The sequence below is a fragment of the Novosphingobium sp. genome (genome assembly GCF_031424035.1).
GTDB lineage: Bacteria > Pseudomonadota > Alphaproteobacteria > Sphingomonadales > Sphingomonadaceae > Novosphingobium.
The window spans coordinates 92664-110267 of the sequence record NZ_JANPGP010000035.1; the positions used below are offsets into that span (position 1 = coordinate 92664).

Sequence of the window (17604 nt, forward strand, 5' to 3'; positions counted from 1 at the left end):
CCTGCTGCCATTGATCGGCGGTGACTGAACCGACCAGCCCGTTCCAGATTGCGGCCTTCCGGCACATCTGGCTTTCCCGCTTTTGCGCGGTGGTCGCAACCACCGGCATGGTCGTCATCCTCGGCTACCAGATCTATGACGTGGCGCGCAGCGACTATGCGATGAGCATCGTCGACGCCTCGTTCCTGCTGGGCCTGCTGGGGCTGGCGCAGTTCGTGCCCTATGCGCTGCTGAGCCCGGTTTCCGGCGTCTTTGCTGACCGGTTCGATCGTCGGCGGATCGCCCTGTTTGCCACCTTGCTCGACCTGCTGATTGCCGCGGCGCTGACCTATGTCACTGCTGTGGGCACGCATTCCCTGCCTGTGCTTTTCGCGCTCGCGGCTGCCCACGGTGCAGCTCGGGTGTTTCTGGGCCCGTCGCTCAGCGCGATGGTGCCCAATGTCGTCCCTGCTCCATTGATGCCCCGCGCCATCGCCATCAGCTCAACCGCGTGGCAATTCGGTTCGCTGATCGGGCCTACGGTTGCCGGACTGCTGTTTGCCGCGCTCGCCTGGTCGCCGCATGCGTTAGCGACGGTCTTGCTGGGATTGTCGGCGGTGTCGTTGCTGACGATCGGACCCGTGCCGCAAGCTGCAAGCGATCGCGAGACACATCCGATCCGCCAATACATCGAAGGCTTCCGGTTCCTGCGGCGCAACCGTTTCCTGCTGGGCTGTGTCACGCTTGACCTGTTTGCCGTGCTGATGGGCGGGGCGACCGCCCTGCTTCCGGTGTTCGCCCGTGACATCCTGCACGTGGGCTCCGAAGGCCTGGGCCTGATGCGCGCCATGCCGGGAGCAGGCGCGGCGGTCGTGGCGTTTGTGCTGTCGTGGAAGCCGATCGAGCGGGAGGTCGGCACGAAGATGCTGGTTGGCGTCGGGGCTTATGGTCTCGCCACCGTAGGCTTTGGCCTGTCGACCAATTTCGTCTTCTCGCTCGGCTGTCTGGCGGCGCTCGGCGCGGCGGACATGGTTTCGGTCTATATCCGCTCGGCGCTCGAGCAATTGAGCACGCCTGACGAAATGCGCGGACGAGTCGGCGCGATTTCCGGGCTGTTCATCTCGGCATCGAACGAACTGGGCGAGATGCAGTCCGGAACGGCGGCGGCCCTGCTGCACAGCGCGGTCGCAGCGGTTGTGTTTGGCGGCGTCGGAGCCATATTGGTCACCATCGCCTGGGCATTCATCTTCCCGGAACTCAAGAACGCACGGACATTCGCACCGCAATATCGCGAAAAGGAGCAAGCGCCATGAAGGTCGATTCGATCCTCGAAACCATCGGCAACACCCCGCACATCCGCCTTTCGCGGCTGTTCCCCGACCATGAGGTCTGGATCAAGTGCGAGCGCGCCAATCCCGGCGGTTCGATCAAGGACCGCATCGGCCTCGCCATGATCGAGGCTGCCGAAGTGGATGGCAGCCTGAAACCGGGCGGCACCATCGTCGAGCCGACCAGCGGCAACACCGGGATCGGTCTGGCCATGGTATCCGCTGTGAAGGGCTACAAGCTGATCCTGGTCATGCCGGATTCCATGTCGATCGAACGCCGCCGGCTGATGCTGGCCTATGGCGCAACCTTCGATCTGACGCCGCGCGAAAAGGGCATGAAGGGCGCGATCGCCCGTGCGCAGGAACTGCTGGCCGAAATCCCGGGCAGCTGGATGCCGCAGCAGTTCGAGAACCCGGCGAATATCGAAGTCCACGTGCGCACGACCTCGCAGGAGATCCTTGCCGATTTCGCCGAGACGCCGATCGATGCCTTGATCACGGGCGTCGGCACCGGCGGGCACCTGACGGGCTGCGCGGAAACGCTCAAGAAGGCTTGGCCAGAGATGAAGGCCTATGCCGTAGAGCCGACGCTGTCGCCGGTCATCTCGGGCGGCCAGCCGGCCCCTCACCCGATCCAGGGCATCGGCGCGGGGTTTATTCCCGGCAACCTGCACACCCAGTCGATCGATGGCGCGATCCAGGTCGATCCTGCCGATGCCAAGGAATGGGCGCGCCAGTGTGCGACTAAGGAAGGCATGCTCGTCGGCATCAGTTCGGGCGCAACGCTTGCGGCGATTTCGCAGAAGCTGGCCGATCTGCCCGCCGGGAGCCGCGTACTCGGCTTCAACTATGACACCGGCGAGCGCTACCTTTCGGTTCCGGACTTCCTGCCCGAATGAGCGCTCTGGAGCGGCTAGATTACCGCGATGGTGACATCGGCCTGACGGGTTGGCTGGCCCGTCCGTCAGGACCGGCGCGCGGTGCCTTGGTGGTGTATGCTACCATTGCCAACGTTACCGCGCCCATCGAGCGGCGCGCAGCCATGCTTGCCGAGGCGGGGTTTCTCGCGCTGATTGCTGACTTCTACGGCGAGCCGGTTGCGGATTTCGAGGCCTCGAAGCCGCTGGCGGAAAAACTGCGCGCCGATGTCGATCACTATCGGCAGCGACTTTCCGCAGCGTTGGCAGTGCTGCGTGAGCTTCCCTCAGTTGGCGGCCTCCCCATCGGCGCGGTAGGCTATTGCATGGGCGGACAGGCCGTTCTCGAACTGGCGCGTGCCGGCGAAGACTTATCGTTGGTGGCCAGCTTTCATGGCATCCTCTCCACCGGGCGCAAGGCAGATCAGCCGATCCGCCCGCGCATACTCGTGTGTCACGGCGATGCCGATCCGCTGGTCCCACGCGAACAGGTGGCGGAATTCTGGGAGGAAATGGATGCCGTGGCTGCCAACTGGCACATCCACGCCTACAGCGGCGTGAAGCACGGTTTCACCGATCCGGGCAGCGATGCCCGCGGCATGGCGGCGATCGGCTATGACGCGAGCGCCGACCAGCAGTCATGGGCTGCGCTGATGAGCCTGTGTGACGAGGTTTTCGGGTTGCAGCCGGACTAGGCTACGTCCCAGACAATCGGCAGGTTGCGGATCGAGAGCAGGAACGGGAAGACGGTCGTGTCCGTCCCTTCCTTCACCTTGAACGGTCCGATCCGCTTGAACCATTCGTCGAGCAGGATGCGCAGCTCGCGCCGGGCCAAGGGTGCGCCAAGGCACAAGTGAACTCCGCCGACGAAAGTGAAGTGCCGGTTCGCCTTGCGCGCCGGGTCGAATGTGCGTGGGTCATCAAACTGGGCGGGGTCGAAGTTGCCTGACGGATTGAGACACTGGAAAGTGTCGCCAGCCTTGATCTGCTGTCCGTGCCACTCAAAATCGCATTTGGCGGTGCGAGTCGAACTCAGGATCGGCTGGGTGCGGAGGAATTCCTCGACGACGCTGGGGATCAGTCCGGGATCGGCGCGAAGCTGCTCCTGAATCTCCGGTTGTAGCGCCATGCGGCGGAACATCTGGCTGATCGTTGCGGCCACCGTATCCAGCCCGCCGAGCCAGAGGAACCAGACCATGCCGATCTTCTCGTCATCGGTAAGCGGCTTGCCTTCGATCGTGCCGTGAACAATCGATGAGACCAGCCCGTCATCGGGATTGGCTTCCTTTTCAGCGATGAAACCGCGCAGGAAATCGAGCACCGACCGCAAGGCCCAGGCCATCTTCTCGTGTGTGCCGCCGTGGAGGATGTTCCATTCCCACTCGAGGAACTCCTCGAACATGGCGGCGGGGAAACCCATCAGGCCCATGAAGATGCGCACCGGAAATATGCGACCGAAGTCATGGGCGATGTCGACTTCGCCCTTGTGCTGGAACTCCTCGATCATCTCGACCACGACCGCGCGGATATCGTCCTGCATCCGGTTGACCCGTGCCGGCGAGAAGTGCGGCATGAGAAACAGGCGGTACTTCTGGTGTTCGGGCGGATCGATTGCCAGCGGGATCGAGCGGAACGTCTCGCCGATCATCCGCTGAAATTCGGCCGTTCCCTTGTTCGAGAAAACCTCGTTATCGGAATAGACGCGGTTGATGTCGGCGTAATGGGTGACCACCCAGGTTCCGCGCCCGCCGCCCGCGCCGCCGGAGGCACCGACCTGTAGGTTGTTCGGTGACGCTGGTTGATAGAGCAGCGGCGGCACGCCAGCACCGGATAGCCAGGCACACGGCTCATAGGGATCGACCAGGTCATTGGGCATCATTCCCGATGCCCAGCCAAGGTCGACCTTCAGTTCATCGGGAATGTGATCCGGCGTCGGCCAGTCCACCCGCATTTCGGCGATGGTCTTCGGATACATGCGCGTGCTCTCCCTTGTGAGGGAAAGCTGCCAGCAGGCGAGCAGGCGCGCAATGCACCTGCCCGCCTGATCACCGGGGGGATATCGCCGGAGGCACGTCTCAGGCCGTGGCGAAGGCTTCCAGCGGCAGGGTCATCATCGTTTCGCTGCCCGCTTCCATCTTGCGGCGCAGGGCTCCGGCATCCGGCGTGTAGCGCTCGCCATAGTACTTGGCGGTGACAAGCTTGGTTTCATAGAACGCCGTGTCGCCGCTGCCGGAAGCCAGCGCTGCCGATGCCACCTTGCCCATTCGCAGCCACATCAGGCCCAGCGTCACGATGCCCATGATGTGCATGTAATGATGCGCGCCTGCGCCGGCGTTGTTCGGGTTGGTCATGGCGTTCTGCATCAGCCACATGGTCGCGGCCTTGAGCTCGCCATTGGCCTTCTCGACGCGGCCAGCCAGATCGGCGAGGCGTTGGTCGCCCTTGGCTTCGGCGCATTCTGCATCGACCATGGCGAAGAAGGCCTGAACCGCCTTGCCGCCATTCATCGCCAATTTGCGGCCGACAAGGTCCATTGCCTGCACGCCGTTCGCGCCTTCATAGATCATGGCGATACGGGCATCGCGTACGAACTGGCTCATGCCGTGTTCCTCGATATAGCCGTGGCCACCAAAGATCTGCTGCATGTTCACTGCAACGTCGAAGCCCTTGTCTGTGCCGTAGCCCTTGATCACCGGGGTCAGCAGGGTGATCAGCGCATCGGCATCGGCGCGTTCCTGCTCGCTGGCGGATTTATGCGCGAGATCTACGAGGAGGCCACCCCACATGGCCAGCATGCGCATGGCTTCGGTGAAAGCCTTGGCATCCATCAACATGCGGCGCACGTCGGGATGAACAAACAACAGGTCGGCCTTCTGCTCGGGATCGACGGGGCCGGTCAGCGCCCGGCCCTGACGGCGATCACCGGCATAGGCGACCGCGTTCTGATACGCGGCTTCCGCCTGGCCCAGGCCCTGAATGCCGACGCCGATACGCGCCGCGTTCATCATGATGAACATGGCGGCGAGGCCCTTGTTCTGTTCGCCGACCATCCAGCCCTTCGCGCCGTCGTAGTTCAGAACGCAGGTCGCATTGCCGTGGATGCCCATCTTGTGCTCGATCGAACCGCAGGAGACGGGATTGCGTGCCCCTGGGTTGCCGTCGGCATCGAGCAGGAACTTCGGCACGATGAACAGCGATATGCCCTTCACCGAATCGGGCGCGTCAGGCGTCTTGGCGAGGACGAGGTGGATGATGTTCTCGGTCAGGTCATGCTCGCCGGCCGAGATGAAGATCTTGGTGCCGGTGATCGCATAGGAGCCATCCGCCTGCGGCACTGCCTTGGTACGGATCATGCCGAGATCGGTGCCGCAGTGCGGCTCGGTCAGGTTCATGGTGCCCGACCACTGGCCGGAAATCATCTTGGGCAGATAAGTCTGCTGCAGTTCGGGCGAGCCCTTTGCCTTCACCGCAGCGACCGCGCCGCTCGTCAAGCCTGAATACATGGCGAACGACTGGTTGGCTGAGACGAGGTATTCCTCAAGCAGCATCCCCAGCACGTGGGGCATCCCCTGCCCGCCAAGGTCTTCCGGCTGCGCCAAAGTGCCCCAGCCCGAATCGACAAAAGCCGCATAGGCTTCCTTGAAGCCCGCCGGAGTGGTCACCGTGCCATCGGGGTGCCGCTTGCAGCCTTCCTGATCACCGGAAAGATTGATTGGCGCGACGACTTCACTGACAAATTTGCCGAGTTCCTCGACGACGGTGTCGACCACATCGGCGGTCGCATTCTCGAAGCCCGGCAGGTTGCCATAGCTTTCGAGTTTCAGGACCTCGTTGATAATGAAACGCGAATCGCGCGTCGGAGCCTTGAAGATGGGCATGGGGGTGGACCTCTCTCTTATCAGTTTTTCTTGAGGGGAAGTTCGAGCGATTCGATCTGTTCGACAAAGGCGGAAAGTTCGGCAATCGCGGCATCGAGATCGGCGCGCTGTCGCTCCATCAGCTCGATGCGGGCGCGGCATTTTTCGGTCGTAACACGGCGCTGTTCAACACGGCCGTCACCAAGATCGTAAAGATCGATCATCTCGCGCACTTCGGTCAGGCTGAATCCCACGTTCTTCGCGCGCAAAATCCAAGCGAGCCGGGCGCGGTCACGTTTCGAGTAGATGCGGGAAAGTCCCTGCCGACTCGGCGAAATCAGGCCTTCATCCTCGTAGAAACGAAGTGCGCGGGCGGTGACGCCAAATTCAGCAGTCAGGTCGGAAATGGTGAATTGCTCACGGTCGAGTGCATCAGGGCGATCGAGGTGGGCACCGGCGTGCGGAAGTGTTGCGAGACTGGCCATGCCTCGCCTTGTATCTTCCCTTTACGTAAGCGTCAACTAGATGCGGATGAGCTTGTCGCCCTCCAGTCGCCGATAGAAGCAACTCGGCGCGAGCGTGTGGCATGCAGGGCCCGCGGGGAAGCATCGCAGGACGATTGCATCCTGGTCGCAGTCGACAAGGATATCCTCGACCTTGAGGACATGGCCTGAGCTTTCGCCCTTCATCCACAGCCGCCCGCGCGACCGGGAATGAAAATGTGCAAAGCCTGTCTCCTGCGTCTTGGCGAGCGCCTCGGCGTCCATGTGGGCAAGCATGAGCACCGACCCATCCGTTGCATCGATCGCTACAGCCGTAAGCAGCCCCGCGGCGTCGAACTTTGGCATGAAGGTTTGGCCCTGTTCGCGGTCTTCAGTCACAGGATCGTTCATTGGGAACTTTCTATCGAAATTCAGTGTCAGCGCGCGATGCTTGTTGCACGATAACCACAACTTCGAGGCAAAATCCATCGCGCCATCGCTTGTCCCTTTCCTTTCGACGCGTTGTCGAAGAAACAGGCTGCGCAGCTGGGAGGCTGCCCCGCCGGGACTGGCGGCGTCTCCAAGACGCCAAGGTACAGGGAAAGGTATCGACCGCCGAAAATCAGGCAGGTCGGACCGCATGAGGGTTTAGGGCGAGGCGAGCGTGGGGGCGCTTGTCGTTACCGGGAAACCGGCGCTTTAGAGTTTCGTCACGAGAACGCTCGGAGCTTCGGTTCCGGGCGTTTTCGTTTGCGCGGTATCGTTGGCGTGCGGAAGCGCTTCGTCAAGCACCCGGGCGAAGCAGGCGATCCGTACTTTTTCGGCACCGGCGCGGCGCAAAACCGATACGCAGGCAGAGCTGGTCGCGCCGCTGGTCAGCACGTCATCAACGAGCAGGATCTTTGCCCCATTCACTTTGGCGGCACGACGGACATTGATCCTGATCGCACCGCTCAGCGCCCTTGCGCGGCCCCTGCGGCCAAGCCCGCCAAGACTGGGCGTCTGGCGATGGCGTTCAAGCGCATCGACCAGCAGTGTTGCCCCTCTTGCCCGGGCAATTTCGTGGGCCAATAATGCCGCCTGATTGAACCCGCGCCGCCAAAGTCGCCAACGATGCAGTGGGACCGGAACCACGATCCAGTCCGGCCCGATATCCCCCAGCCGCGCGATCATCAGCCGGGCGAGCAGCGGCGCAAGCGCGATCCGGTGACCGTGCTTGAAGGCGAGAACAAGCCGGCGGGACGCTTCGTTGTATAACGTGCCTGCCGCAATCCCGTCATGCTTCGGCGAATCAGCAAGGCATGGTGCGCAGACGGCTCCGTCGGGCATGCCATCCGGGAACGGGCGCTGGCACAGGCTGCAACACGGCGCACCCGGTATCGCCAGTTCGCTCCAGCATGCAGTGCACAGGCCCTGCTGCTCGGAAAGTCCCTCGCCGCACAGCGGGCAGCGAGGCGGGAACACCAGGTTGACGATCGGAGCGATGGCGGCGGGCACCTGCATGACCGGCCGACTATCGCTTGCGCTTCCTCCGGACGCAAGGCAGGAGCCGCGCATGTCCCGCGTTCCACCCGCGATCTTTTCCCCGAACCGTCGTGCGATGGCGCAGCTGCGGGCGGACCGGATGCAGTCGCTGCCGGTTGCCGCGCGTTTCCTCGTCGAGGATGTCGCAGACGATCTGGCGGACCGTTTGTCCTTCCTGCGCCACGCCCCGCAGCGATCACTGGTGATCGGCGACCGCGCCGGAGTGCTGGCCCGGACCTTGCCCGCGGCCTCCGCCGTCGCCCCCTTCGACCTGGAACAACCCTGGCCGGTCGAGGGCTACGACCTCATCGTCCTGTCGTTCATGATCGACACCGCCAACGACTTGCCCGGCGCGCTGATCCATGCGCGCCGAGCGCTGGCTCCGGGCGGGCTGGCATTCGTCACCCTCCTCGGCGCCGGGTCGCTGCCCGTGCTGCGCGAGGTCATGCTTGCCGCCGATAGTGACCGCCCTGCCCCCCGGCTCCACCCGCAGGTCGATGTCCGGGCCGGTGGTCAACTCCTGCAGCGCGCCGGCTATGCCAGCCCGGTGGTCGACAGCCGCAGCTTGAAAGTCCGCTACGGCCAGCTTGAAAGCCTTGTCGCAGACCTCCGTGCCCAAGGCCTCGGCAATGTTCTCGCCGACCGTGGCCCACAGCTGAACCGCGCCGCCCTTAACCGGGCCCGCGAAGCCTTCGCCGCACTGGCGGACAACGAAGGACGCGTTACCGAGACCTTCGAAATCCTGACCCTCAGCGGTTGGCGGTAATCGCCGCCTGAGCCGCCGCCAGCCGGGCAATCGGCACGCGGTACGGCGAGGCCGAGACGTAATCCAGGCCCTGCTCTTCGCAGAACGCGATGCTCGCCGGATCGCCGCCATGCTCGCCGCAGATGCCGAGCTTGATGTCAGGACGCGTCGCCCGTCCGCGCTCGGCGGCAAGGCCGACCAGCTGGCCAACGCCTTCGATATCCAGACTGACGAACGGATCGCGGGCGAAGATGCCCTGTTCGACATAGGCCGACAGGAATTTCGCCGAATCGTCGCGGCTGAGGCCCAGCGTCGTCTGCGTCAGATCGTTGGTGCCGAACGAGAAGAATTCTCCGACTTCGGCAATTTCACCCGCCATCAGCGCGGCGCGGGGCAGTTCGATCATCGTGCCGACATGATAGGAGATCGTGCGGCCCTTCTCCTCGAAGACCATCGTTGCAGTGCGATCGACCAGCGCCTTCAGGATCTCGAGTTCCTTGCGCGTGGCGACCAGCGGGATCATCACTTCGGGCACCGGAGCATCGCCGGTTTCCGCGACATCGCAGGCCGCCTCAAACAGCGCGCGTACCTGCATTTCGTAGATCTCGGGGAAGGTAATGCCCAGACGGCAGCCCCGATGGCCGAGCATCGGGTTGAACTCGTGCAGCTCCCCGGCGCGGCGCTTCAGCGTGGGAACGCCGATGCCAATGGCCTCGGACAGTTCCTCGAACTCGGCGTCGGCGTGGGGCAGGAATTCGTGCAGCGGCGGGTCGAGCAGGCGCACGGTGACCGGCAGGCCGGCCATGACCTCGAAGATCGAGTGGAAGTCGGCGCGCTGTTCGGGCAGCAGCTTGGTCAGCGCGGCGCGGCGGCCAGCCTCGTCTTCGGCGAGGATCATCTGGCGCACGGCGGAAATGCGGCTTTCCTCGAAGAACATGTGCTCGGTGCGGCACAGGCCGACGCCTTCTGCGCCAAAGCCCCGCGCGGTGCGGCAATCGTCGGGCGTCTCGGCATTGGTCCGAACTTTCATACGGCGATGCCGGTCGGCCCATTCCATCAGCACGCCGAAGTGGCCGACGAGTTCGGGTTCGATGGTCGGCACCTTGCCCGCCATGATCTGTCCGGTAGAGCCGTCGAGCGTGATGACGTCACCCTCGGCAAGGTCGCGTCCGCCGATCTTTAGCGTCCGGTTCGCCATGTCGATCGAGACGCAGCTGGCGCCCGAAACGCAGGGGCGGCCCATGCCGCGCGCCACCACGGCGGCGTGGCTGGTCATGCCGCCGCGCGCAGTGAGGATGCCGCGCGCCGCGTGCATCCCGTGAATATCCTCAGGGCTGGTCTCGACGCGGACAAGGATCACCGCATCGCCGCGTTCGGCGCGCTTTTCCGCCGTATCGGCATCGAGCACGATTGCGCCCGAAGCCGCGCCGGGGCTGGCCGGAAGGCCAGAACCCAGCACGTCTCGCGGCGCATCGGGATCAAGCGTCGGGTGCAGCAACTGGTCGAGCGCCATCGGATCGATGCGGCAGATCGCCGTCTTCTCGTCGATCAAGCCTTCTTCGACCATCTCCACCGCCATGCGCAGTGCGGCTTTGGCCGTGCGCTTGCCCGACCGGGTCTGGAGCATCCACAAGTGGCCGCGCTCAACGGTGAACTCGATGTCCTGCATGTCGCGGTAGTGGTTTTCGAGCAGGTCGAACACGGCGGCCAGCTCTCCGTAAGCAGCCGGCATCGCCTCTTCCATCGACAGCGGCTTGGCCCCGGCCTTCTCTCGCGCAGCGAGCGTCAGGTACTGCGGCGTGCGGATCCCGGCGACAACGTCCTCGCCCTGGGCATTGACTAGCCATTCGCCGTAATAGGCGCGCTCGCCGGTCGCGGGATCGCGGGTGAAAGCGACGCCGGTGGCCGAGGTATCGCCCATATTGCCGAAAACCATGGCTTGCACGTTGACCGCCGTTCCCCAGTCACCGGGAATGTCGTTCAGCCGGCGATAGACCTTGGCGCGGTCCGAATCCCATGAATCGAACACGGCGCGGATCGCGCCCCACAGCTGTTCGTGCGGGTCCTGCGGGAAATCGCGGCCCAGTTCGCTGCGGACGATGGATTTGTATTCGCTGACAATGTCTTGCCAGTTCTCGGCCTGCATCTCAACATCGGCGTAGAAGCCGTTGTCTTCCTTGGCGATCTCAAGCACGTCCTCGAACAGGTGGTGGTCGAGGCCGAGCACTACGTCGGAATACATCTGGATGAAGCGGCGATAGCTGTCCCAGGCGAAACGCGCATCGCCCGAGGCGCTGGCGAGGCCCTGAACGGTTTCGTCATTGAGGCCGAGGTTAAGCACGGTGTCCATCATGCCGGGCATAGAAACCCGGGCGCCCGAGCGGACGGAGACGAGCAGCGGATCGGCGGCATCGCCGAATTTCTTGCCGGCGGTCGCCTCGATATGACGGAGCGCTTCTGCGACTTCACCCTTCAGTTCGGGCGAGAAATCCGCGCCCAGAGCGAGGTAGCGGACGCATTCCTCGGTCGTGATCGTGAAACCCGGAGGCACCGGCAGGCCGATGCCCGCCATTTCCGCCAGGTTCGCGCCCTTGCCGCCGACAATCGTCTTGTCGCGGCTGCGCGGATCATCGCTGCGGACCGTACCACCGAAGGGATAGACGCTAGAAGTCATGGAAAACCGCCATTTCCTGAACCGACGAATCGTGTGCCGGTGTGATCGCGGGCCTAACCTCTGCCCGTCGGTAAGTCAGGGAAATTTTGCGATGCAGCATGAAATGCCTGCTTTGCGCGGGGCGCAATAGCCTTGCCCGCGCAGGGTGACAGGGTGTCACCCTGCCTGTTACCCATAAATAACACACAAAATCAATGCTTTGTTCCCTGAATGACAGGGTGACACCTGTTCCGTCGGCGCTACCCTTCGATGCGCGAGAAATCAGCCACGCCGTGCACGGCATCGCGCAGCTGCGCGAGCAGCGAGAGGCGATAGGCGCGCTTGGCGGGGTCGGCATCGTTGACGGTCACCTGGTCAAAAAACGCATCGATCGGCCCGCGCAGGCTTGCGAGCGCCGCCATGGCCCCCGCAAAGTCCTCTGCCGCGACCGCTGCCGACGCTTTCGGCCCGGCAGCGTCAAGCGCGTCGATCAGGGTCTTTTCCGCCGTTTCGGGCGTGTAGGACAGCGAAATGTCCGACGCCGCTTCGACGCCTTCCTTTTTGAGGATATTCGCCGCGCGCTTGTAGCCGGAGAGGAGGTTGGTGCCGTCCTCGGTGCCGACAAAGGCCTGAAGTGCATGGACACGGGCGAGCAGGCGGACGAGATCGTCCTCGCCGCCGAGCGCGAACACAGCGTCGATCAGGTCGTGGCGGACGCCGGCTTCCTTCTGCTGGACCTTCAGGCGGTCAGCGAAGAAGGCGAGGACTTCACCTTCAGCCACTCCGAACCTCAGTCCATTTGTCGTGATGATCTGAATGATGCCTAGAGCTGCGCGACGAAGCGCAAAGGGGTCTTTCGATCCCGTCGGCCTTTCGTCAATGCCAAAGAAGCTACGAATCGTATCCAGCTTATCCGCCAGCGCCACGGCCACGGTTACCGGCGCGGTCGGCACGTCATCGCCCTGCCCGACCGGCTTGTAGTGACCGGCAATGGCATCGGCCACGGCGTCAGGCAGGCCTTCGGCGCGGGCGTAGTAGCCGCCCATCAGGCCCTGCAATTCGGGAAACTCACCGACCATTTCAGTGACGAGGTCGGCCTTGCAAAGCTCCGCCGCCTGCCGCGCGAGGGCGGGATCACAGTTCGGAACAATACCTTCACTCGCCAGCCATTCGGCTAGCTTGGCAACGCGCTCGACCTTGTCGGCAACGGCGCCCAGCTTCTCGTGGAAGGTAATCCGCGAGAGCTTCTTTGCCTGCTCCGCCAGCTTAGTCTTGCGGTCCTGCTGCCAGAAGAAACGCGCATCGCTGAGCCGTGCCGCCAGCACCTTGCGGTTGCCCGCCACGATACCCGCGCCGCCGTCCGTCGCCTCGATATTGGCCGTGCAGACGAAGGCGTTGGCGAGCTTTCCATCGCTTTCGCAGACGAAATACTTCTGGTTGGTGCGCGCGGTCAGCTGGATCACTTCGGGCGGAACTTCGAGGTATTCCTCGTCAAAGCGGCCGAGCAACGGCACCGGCCATTCGGTGAGGCCGGCGTTCTCGATCACCAGTCCCTCATCCTCGACGAGGGTTAGCCCGGCAGCTTCTGCAGCCGCCTTGGCGCGCGAACGGATCAGGTCCTGCCGGTCGGCGTGATCGACGATGACGTGGCAGGCGCGGAGTTTTTCCTGATAGTCGGAAACGCTGCCGATGGTGATTTTGCCCGGGCAGTGGAAGCGGTGGCCCCGGGTGGCATAGCCCGAGGCGATGCCGCCGACTTCGCAGGCGACAAGCGCTTCGCCAAAGATCGCGACGATGCCCGAAAGCGGGCGGACCCAGCGCATGGATTCGGTGCTGATCGAGGCGGCGCCCCAGCGCTGCGACTTGGGCCATGGGAAAGCGCGGACGATCGCGGGGATGGCCTCAGCCAGCACTTCGCTGGTAGCCCGACCCGGTTTTTCGCTGATGGCAAAGAGCACGCCGTCACGCTCAGTCAACTGGTCTTCGGTCAGCCCGGTCTTGCGCAGGAAGCCTTCGAGCGCCTGCGGCGGGGCGCCAACACGCGGGCCCTTCACTTCTTCCGAAACGGCGGCTGTCGCCTCCGGCAGGTTGCGGGCGATCAGGGCAAGGCGGCGCGGGGTCGACCAGACGGTGACTTCGCCCACGGCAACACCGGCGGCGCTCATTTCCTTGCGGAACAGCTTTTCGAGGTCAGCGCGCGCGCCGGCCTGCATGCGGGCGGGAATCTCTTCCGAGCGCAATTCGAGGAGGAAATCGCTCATACGGTCCACCCTGGATACTTCGCTTCCCACTGGGCGCGGTTCTTTTCGATCCATGCCTGGCACGATCCCTTGGCGAGATCGCGCACGCGGCCGATGTAGCTGGCGCGTTCCTGCACCGAGATCACGCCGCGCGCCTGCAGCAGGTTGAACAGGTGGCTCGCCTCGATGGCCTGATCATAGGCGGCGAGTGGGATTTCCGCCTCGATGCAGCGCTTGCACTCGGCCTCGGCGTGCTGGAAGCCCTTGAACAGGGCCTCGGTGTCGGCAATCTCGAAGTTGTATTTCGAAAGCTGCTGCTCGTTTGCGAGGAAGACGTCGCCGTAGCTCACGCCCTCATTGTTGAAGCGCAGGTCATAGACGTTGTCGACGCCCTGGATGTACATCGCGAGGCGTTCGAGCCCGTAAGTCAGCTCGCCCGCCACCGGCTTGCAATCGAACCCGCCGACCTGCTGGAAATAGGTGAACTGGGTGACTTCCATGCCGTCGCACCAGACTTCCCAGCCAAGGCCCCAGGCACCGAGCGTCGGGCTTTCCCAGTCATCCTCGACAAAGCGGATGTCGTGCGCCAACGGATCGACGCCAATCTCGGCGAGGCTCTGCAGGTACAGCTCCTGCAGGTTTTCCGGGTTCGGCTTCAGGATCACCTGATACTGGTAATAGTGCTGCAGCCGGTTCGGGTTCTCGCCATAGCGGCCATCGGTCGGGCGGCGGCTCGGCTGCACATAGGCGGCCTTCCACGGCTCCGGCCCAAGTGCGCGCAGCGTGGTCGCGGGATGGAACGTCCCTGCCCCCATGCGCATGTCATAAGGTTGCAGGATCAGGCAGCCCTGCGCGCTCCAGAACGAATGGAGACGCAGGATCATGTCCTGGAAGGAAAGCGGTGCAGAAACCTCGGCCATGCGCGGCCCTTTGGCCGATGGAGGGGCGCAAATCAACCTTCGGATGGTGATGTGTCAGGTTGTCTTGACACTGTCAGCGAATCGCGACATATAGTCATGTACACCTGACATAAGGACAGGTCTTAATGACATGAACAACAAGCTCAAGGTGCTGCGCGCGATGCGCAACTGGAGTCAGGCGGATCTTGCCGAACACCTCGACGTGTCCCGCCAGGCGGTGAACGCGATCGAGACGGGCAAGCACGATCCCTCGCTTCCGCTCGCTTTCCGTATTGCGCGGCTGTTTGAACTTTCGATCGAGGAGATCTTCGATGACCAACACTGATGATATCCGCAGCGAGGGAATGTCGCCGCTCAAGCGCGCGGCGCTGGTGATCGGCGGGGTGCTGATCGCCGTATTCGCGCTGGGTGTAATGGCCGGATATACCAAGGCGGCGCTTGAGGGCGGCTCGTTCGGCTGGAAGTCTCTTGTGGTTTACTTGGTGGCTGCTGGATTGCTGCTGGGTGGCACCTGGATGGTCCGCCGGGGCGTAACGAAGTTCGCGCTCTCTAAATCACCAAAGATGCGCGAGTACCAGTTGGTCGTGCTGGGCACCTGCCTGCTTGGCGCGGTGCTGGGCGGATTGATGCAGCTGGGCGCGCCCGCCGGCAGTGAGGCCGGGCTGAACATTCTGTCCTATAACGCGCCGATCAGCCCGGCAGTTGCGGCAGTCATGCTTGCTTCGCTGCCGCTGCTCGCCTGGCTCTATTACCGCTGGCACAAGACTGCCGACGAGCACGAGCAGGCCGCCTACAATTTTGGCGCAGTCCTTGGCATCTACACCTATTTCTTCGCTTCGATCGGCTGGTGGGTCGCCTGGCGCGGCGGGCTACTGCCCGAACCCGATGGCCTCGCGATTTTCTGGGCGGTGATCATCGTCTGGTCGATTGGCTGGATATGGCATCGCTTCCGCTGAATTTATCCCCTTTTCTCAAAGCTGTTTCGCCTTAAGGAGTCCCCCATGAAATTCATCTCGAAATCCTTCGCTTGCGCCGCCGCGCTTGCCATCACATTCGCCGGCGCACCTGTGTTCGCCAAAACGGCCAAGCCCGCCGCCGCAATGCCGTCCGCGGCCAAGCCGGCTCTGTGGAAGCTGTCGGATCCTGACACGACGATTTACCTGTTCGGCACGATCCACGTTCTGCCCAAGGGCATAACCTGGCTCGAAGGCCCGGTCGCCACGGCGCTTGACCGCTCGGACATGCTGGTCACCGAAATTCCCGAAGTTCAGCCAGCATCGATGCAGGCGCTGGTCGGCAAATTGGCAGTGCTGCCCAAGGGTCAGTCGCTGAAGACAATCCTGCCGGCCAAGGATTATGCGCTGGTCAACAAGGCGCTCGCCGATAACGGCATTCCGGCCGGCGCGCTCGATCCGCTTGAGCCGTGGTTCGTTGCAGTCACGCTGTCCACTCTGCCCCTGCTTAAGGAAGGCTATTCTCCGGAAAGCGGCGTCGAAGCGGCGCTGCAGGCGCGTAACAAGGCGGCTAAGCGTCCGCAGATCGGTCTGGAAACGGCTGAATTCCAGCTCGGCATTTTCGATGCCCTGCCGCAGAAGTCGCAGGTTTCCTACCTTCGTGAAGTCATAAAGGGCATGCCCAAGCTTAAGGGCCAGATCGATTCCATGGTCCGCTACTGGGCGGTCGGCAACCATGAGAAGCTGGGCCAGATGATGAATGCCGATCAGACCGATCCGGCGCTGATGAAGGCGCTGCTGACCAACCGCAATCGTGACTGGACCGGCTGGATCAAGCAGCGGCTCGACCAGCCCGGCACGGTGTTCATCGCCGTCGGTGCCGGCCACCTTGCCGGCAAGGACAGCGTGCAGTCGATGCTGAAGAAGCAGGGCTACAAGCTCACACGGGTGCAGTAACAATGCGAAGGCTGCTTGCCGCCCTCACCCTGGTTGCTCTTGCTGCCTGCTCGCGCCTTGATGAGGCGAAGCCGGCGATGTGGGAAGTCACCGGACCGGGCGGCGAGCATGCCTGGCTGTTCGGCACGATCCACATGCTGCCGCGCGCAGCGGAATGGCGATCGCGCGATATCGATCAGGCGCTGGCGAGCGCCGATATGATCGTGCTGGAAATTGCCAATATTGAAGACACGGGCGGCATGGGTGCGGTCTTTACCGAACTGGCCAATAGCCCCGGGCTGCCGCCGCTGAGCGAACGGGTCGATCCAACGGTTCGCCCGGCGCTGCAAAAGCTCTACACCGAAACCAAGGCGCAAGACGCTACCTTTGCCAATGTCGAGACATGGGCTGCGGCGCTCACTCTGGCGCAACTGGCTAACAAGACCGCGCAGTCAGATCACGGCATCGACCTCGCGCTGGTCAAGGCCGTTCCCGGCAAGCCGCGCGGCGAACTGGAAGGCACGCGGCGGCAACTGGCGATCTTCGATACCCTGCCGGAAAAGGAACAGCGCGACCTGCTTAATGCCGCGCTTCGCGATGACCGCGACGAGGCTGGCGAAGTGGAACTCGCTGAGGCATGGCGCAAGGGCGACATGGCGCTGATCGCCCGCGAAACCCGCACCGGCATCCTTGCCGACCCTGAACTGCGGCAGGCGCTCTATTCGAACCGCAATTCCGCCTGGATCGTCCAGATCGAGGACATGCTGCGCAAGGGGCATCGCCCGTTCGTGGCCGTGGGCGCGGCGCACCTTGCCGCCGATGATGGCCTGCCCGCGCTGATGCAGAAGCGGGGCTGGAAGGTGAAGCGGGTTCAATAGCCCACGCCGGCCCCGCACTGCTGCTGCCGTCATTCCTTGCATTTCCCACGCAACCCCGCTAACGGCGCGCCCTTCCCGTCATGGTCATCCCTGGAGGCGTGACGGAGAAGTTGTACAATTTTTCGTTTTTCGAAAGGCTAGTCATATGAGCGATACTCTGACCCTGCCGGCCGAGACGCGTGATCGGGCAGG

Annotated in this window: 16 protein-coding genes; 8 read left to right on the forward strand and 8 right to left on the reverse strand. The window is 63.4% G+C overall.

Features of this window, described 5'->3' with window-relative positions; translation table 11 throughout:
- The first annotated feature begins 20 nt into the window (after positions 1-20).
- Genes RMO89_RS05380 through RMO89_RS05390 form a run of 3 tightly spaced genes read left to right on the forward strand, consistent with a single transcriptional unit; the run spans position 21 to position 2919 of the window.
- Positions 21-1292 carry an MFS transporter gene (locus RMO89_RS05380; RefSeq protein ID WP_310531681.1) on the forward strand — a complete coding sequence of 424 codons (1272 nt, stop codon included), beginning with the start codon at positions 21-23 and terminating at the stop codon, positions 1290-1292.
- On the forward strand, positions 1289-2206 hold the full coding sequence (gene cysK, locus RMO89_RS05385) for a cysteine synthase A (RefSeq protein ID WP_310531682.1): 918 nt from the start codon (positions 1289-1291) through the stop codon (positions 2204-2206). The genes RMO89_RS05380 and cysK overlap by 4 nt, the downstream gene beginning before the upstream one ends.
- A complete protein-coding gene (locus RMO89_RS05390) occupies positions 2203-2919 on the forward strand; it encodes a dienelactone hydrolase family protein (RefSeq protein ID WP_310531683.1) in 717 nt (238 codons plus the stop codon). Before cysK ends, RMO89_RS05390 begins: the two co-directional genes overlap by 4 nt.
- Here RMO89_RS05390 and RMO89_RS05395 read toward each other — a convergent pair.
- From RMO89_RS05395 to RMO89_RS05415, 5 genes are all read right to left on the reverse strand, one after another.
- A complete protein-coding gene (locus RMO89_RS05395; protein WP_310531685.1) occupies positions 2916-4199 on the reverse strand; it encodes a cytochrome P450 in 1284 nt (427 codons plus the stop codon). The genes RMO89_RS05390 and RMO89_RS05395 overlap by 4 nt on opposite strands.
- 100 nt (positions 4200-4299) lie before the next feature.
- Positions 4300-6102 carry an acyl-CoA dehydrogenase C-terminal domain-containing protein gene (locus RMO89_RS05400; RefSeq protein ID WP_310531687.1) on the reverse strand — a complete coding sequence of 601 codons (1803 nt, stop codon included), beginning with the start codon at positions 6100-6102 and terminating at the stop codon, positions 4300-4302.
- A gap of 20 nt (positions 6103-6122) precedes the next feature.
- The gene (locus RMO89_RS05405; RefSeq protein ID WP_310531688.1) at positions 6123-6566 is read right to left on the reverse strand and encodes a MerR family DNA-binding transcriptional regulator; all 444 of its coding nucleotides are present in this window, start codon (positions 6564-6566) and stop codon (positions 6123-6125) included.
- Between the two features lie 36 nt (positions 6567-6602).
- Positions 6603-7205 (reverse strand): phosphoribosyl-AMP cyclohydrolase, encoded by a 603-nt coding sequence (hisI, locus tag RMO89_RS20465; RefSeq protein ID WP_409035516.1) that lies wholly within the window; start codon positions 7203-7205, stop codon positions 6603-6605.
- A 57-nt stretch (positions 7206-7262) separates the two neighbouring features.
- The gene (locus RMO89_RS05415) at positions 7263-8066 is read right to left on the reverse strand and encodes a ComF family protein (protein ID WP_310531690.1); all 804 of its coding nucleotides are present in this window, start codon (positions 8064-8066) and stop codon (positions 7263-7265) included.
- A gap of 52 nt (positions 8067-8118) precedes the next feature.
- On the opposite strand from RMO89_RS05415, the gene RMO89_RS05420 reads away from it, so the two are divergent.
- Positions 8119-8853 carry a methyltransferase domain-containing protein gene (locus RMO89_RS05420; RefSeq protein WP_310531691.1) on the forward strand — a complete coding sequence of 245 codons (735 nt, stop codon included), beginning with the start codon at positions 8119-8121 and terminating at the stop codon, positions 8851-8853.
- On the opposite strand, the gene ppdK is transcribed toward RMO89_RS05420, so the two are convergent.
- From ppdK to RMO89_RS05435, 3 genes are all read right to left on the reverse strand, one after another.
- Positions 8837-11506 carry a pyruvate, phosphate dikinase gene (gene ppdK / locus RMO89_RS05425; RefSeq protein ID WP_310531692.1) on the reverse strand — a complete coding sequence of 890 codons (2670 nt, stop codon included), beginning with the start codon at positions 11504-11506 and terminating at the stop codon, positions 8837-8839. The genes RMO89_RS05420 and ppdK overlap by 17 nt on opposite strands.
- Before the next feature lie 239 nt (positions 11507-11745).
- Positions 11746-13746, reverse strand: a complete 2001-nt coding sequence (glyS, locus tag RMO89_RS05430; protein ID WP_310531693.1) for a glycine--tRNA ligase subunit beta — start codon at positions 13744-13746, stop codon at positions 11746-11748.
- Positions 13743-14645 (reverse strand): glycine--tRNA ligase subunit alpha, encoded by a 903-nt coding sequence (locus tag RMO89_RS05435; RefSeq protein WP_310531694.1) that lies wholly within the window; start codon positions 14643-14645, stop codon positions 13743-13745. Before RMO89_RS05435 ends, glyS begins: the two co-directional genes overlap by 4 nt.
- A gap of 130 nt (positions 14646-14775) precedes the next feature.
- Here RMO89_RS05435 and RMO89_RS05440 point away from each other — a divergent pair, with 130 nt between their 5' ends.
- From RMO89_RS05440 to RMO89_RS05455, 4 genes are read left to right on the forward strand one after another with little or no spacing between them, the layout of a single operon-like run.
- Complete coding sequence (locus tag RMO89_RS05440) at positions 14776-14970, forward strand: helix-turn-helix transcriptional regulator (protein WP_310531695.1); 195 nt, start codon at positions 14776-14778, stop codon at positions 14968-14970.
- Positions 14957-15601, forward strand: coding sequence for a hypothetical protein (locus tag RMO89_RS05445; protein ID WP_310531697.1), 645 nt, complete (start codon positions 14957-14959; stop codon positions 15599-15601). The genes RMO89_RS05440 and RMO89_RS05445 overlap by 14 nt, the downstream gene beginning before the upstream one ends.
- Before the next feature lie 45 nt (positions 15602-15646).
- Entirely contained in the window at positions 15647-16555 is a 909-nt protein-coding gene (locus RMO89_RS05450) for a TraB/GumN family protein (protein WP_310531699.1), read from the forward strand.
- A 2-nt stretch (positions 16556-16557) separates the two neighbouring features.
- Positions 16558-17412 carry a TraB/GumN family protein gene (locus RMO89_RS05455; RefSeq protein WP_310531700.1) on the forward strand — a complete coding sequence of 285 codons (855 nt, stop codon included), beginning with the start codon at positions 16558-16560 and terminating at the stop codon, positions 17410-17412.
- Positions 17413-17604: the final 192 nt, after the last annotated feature.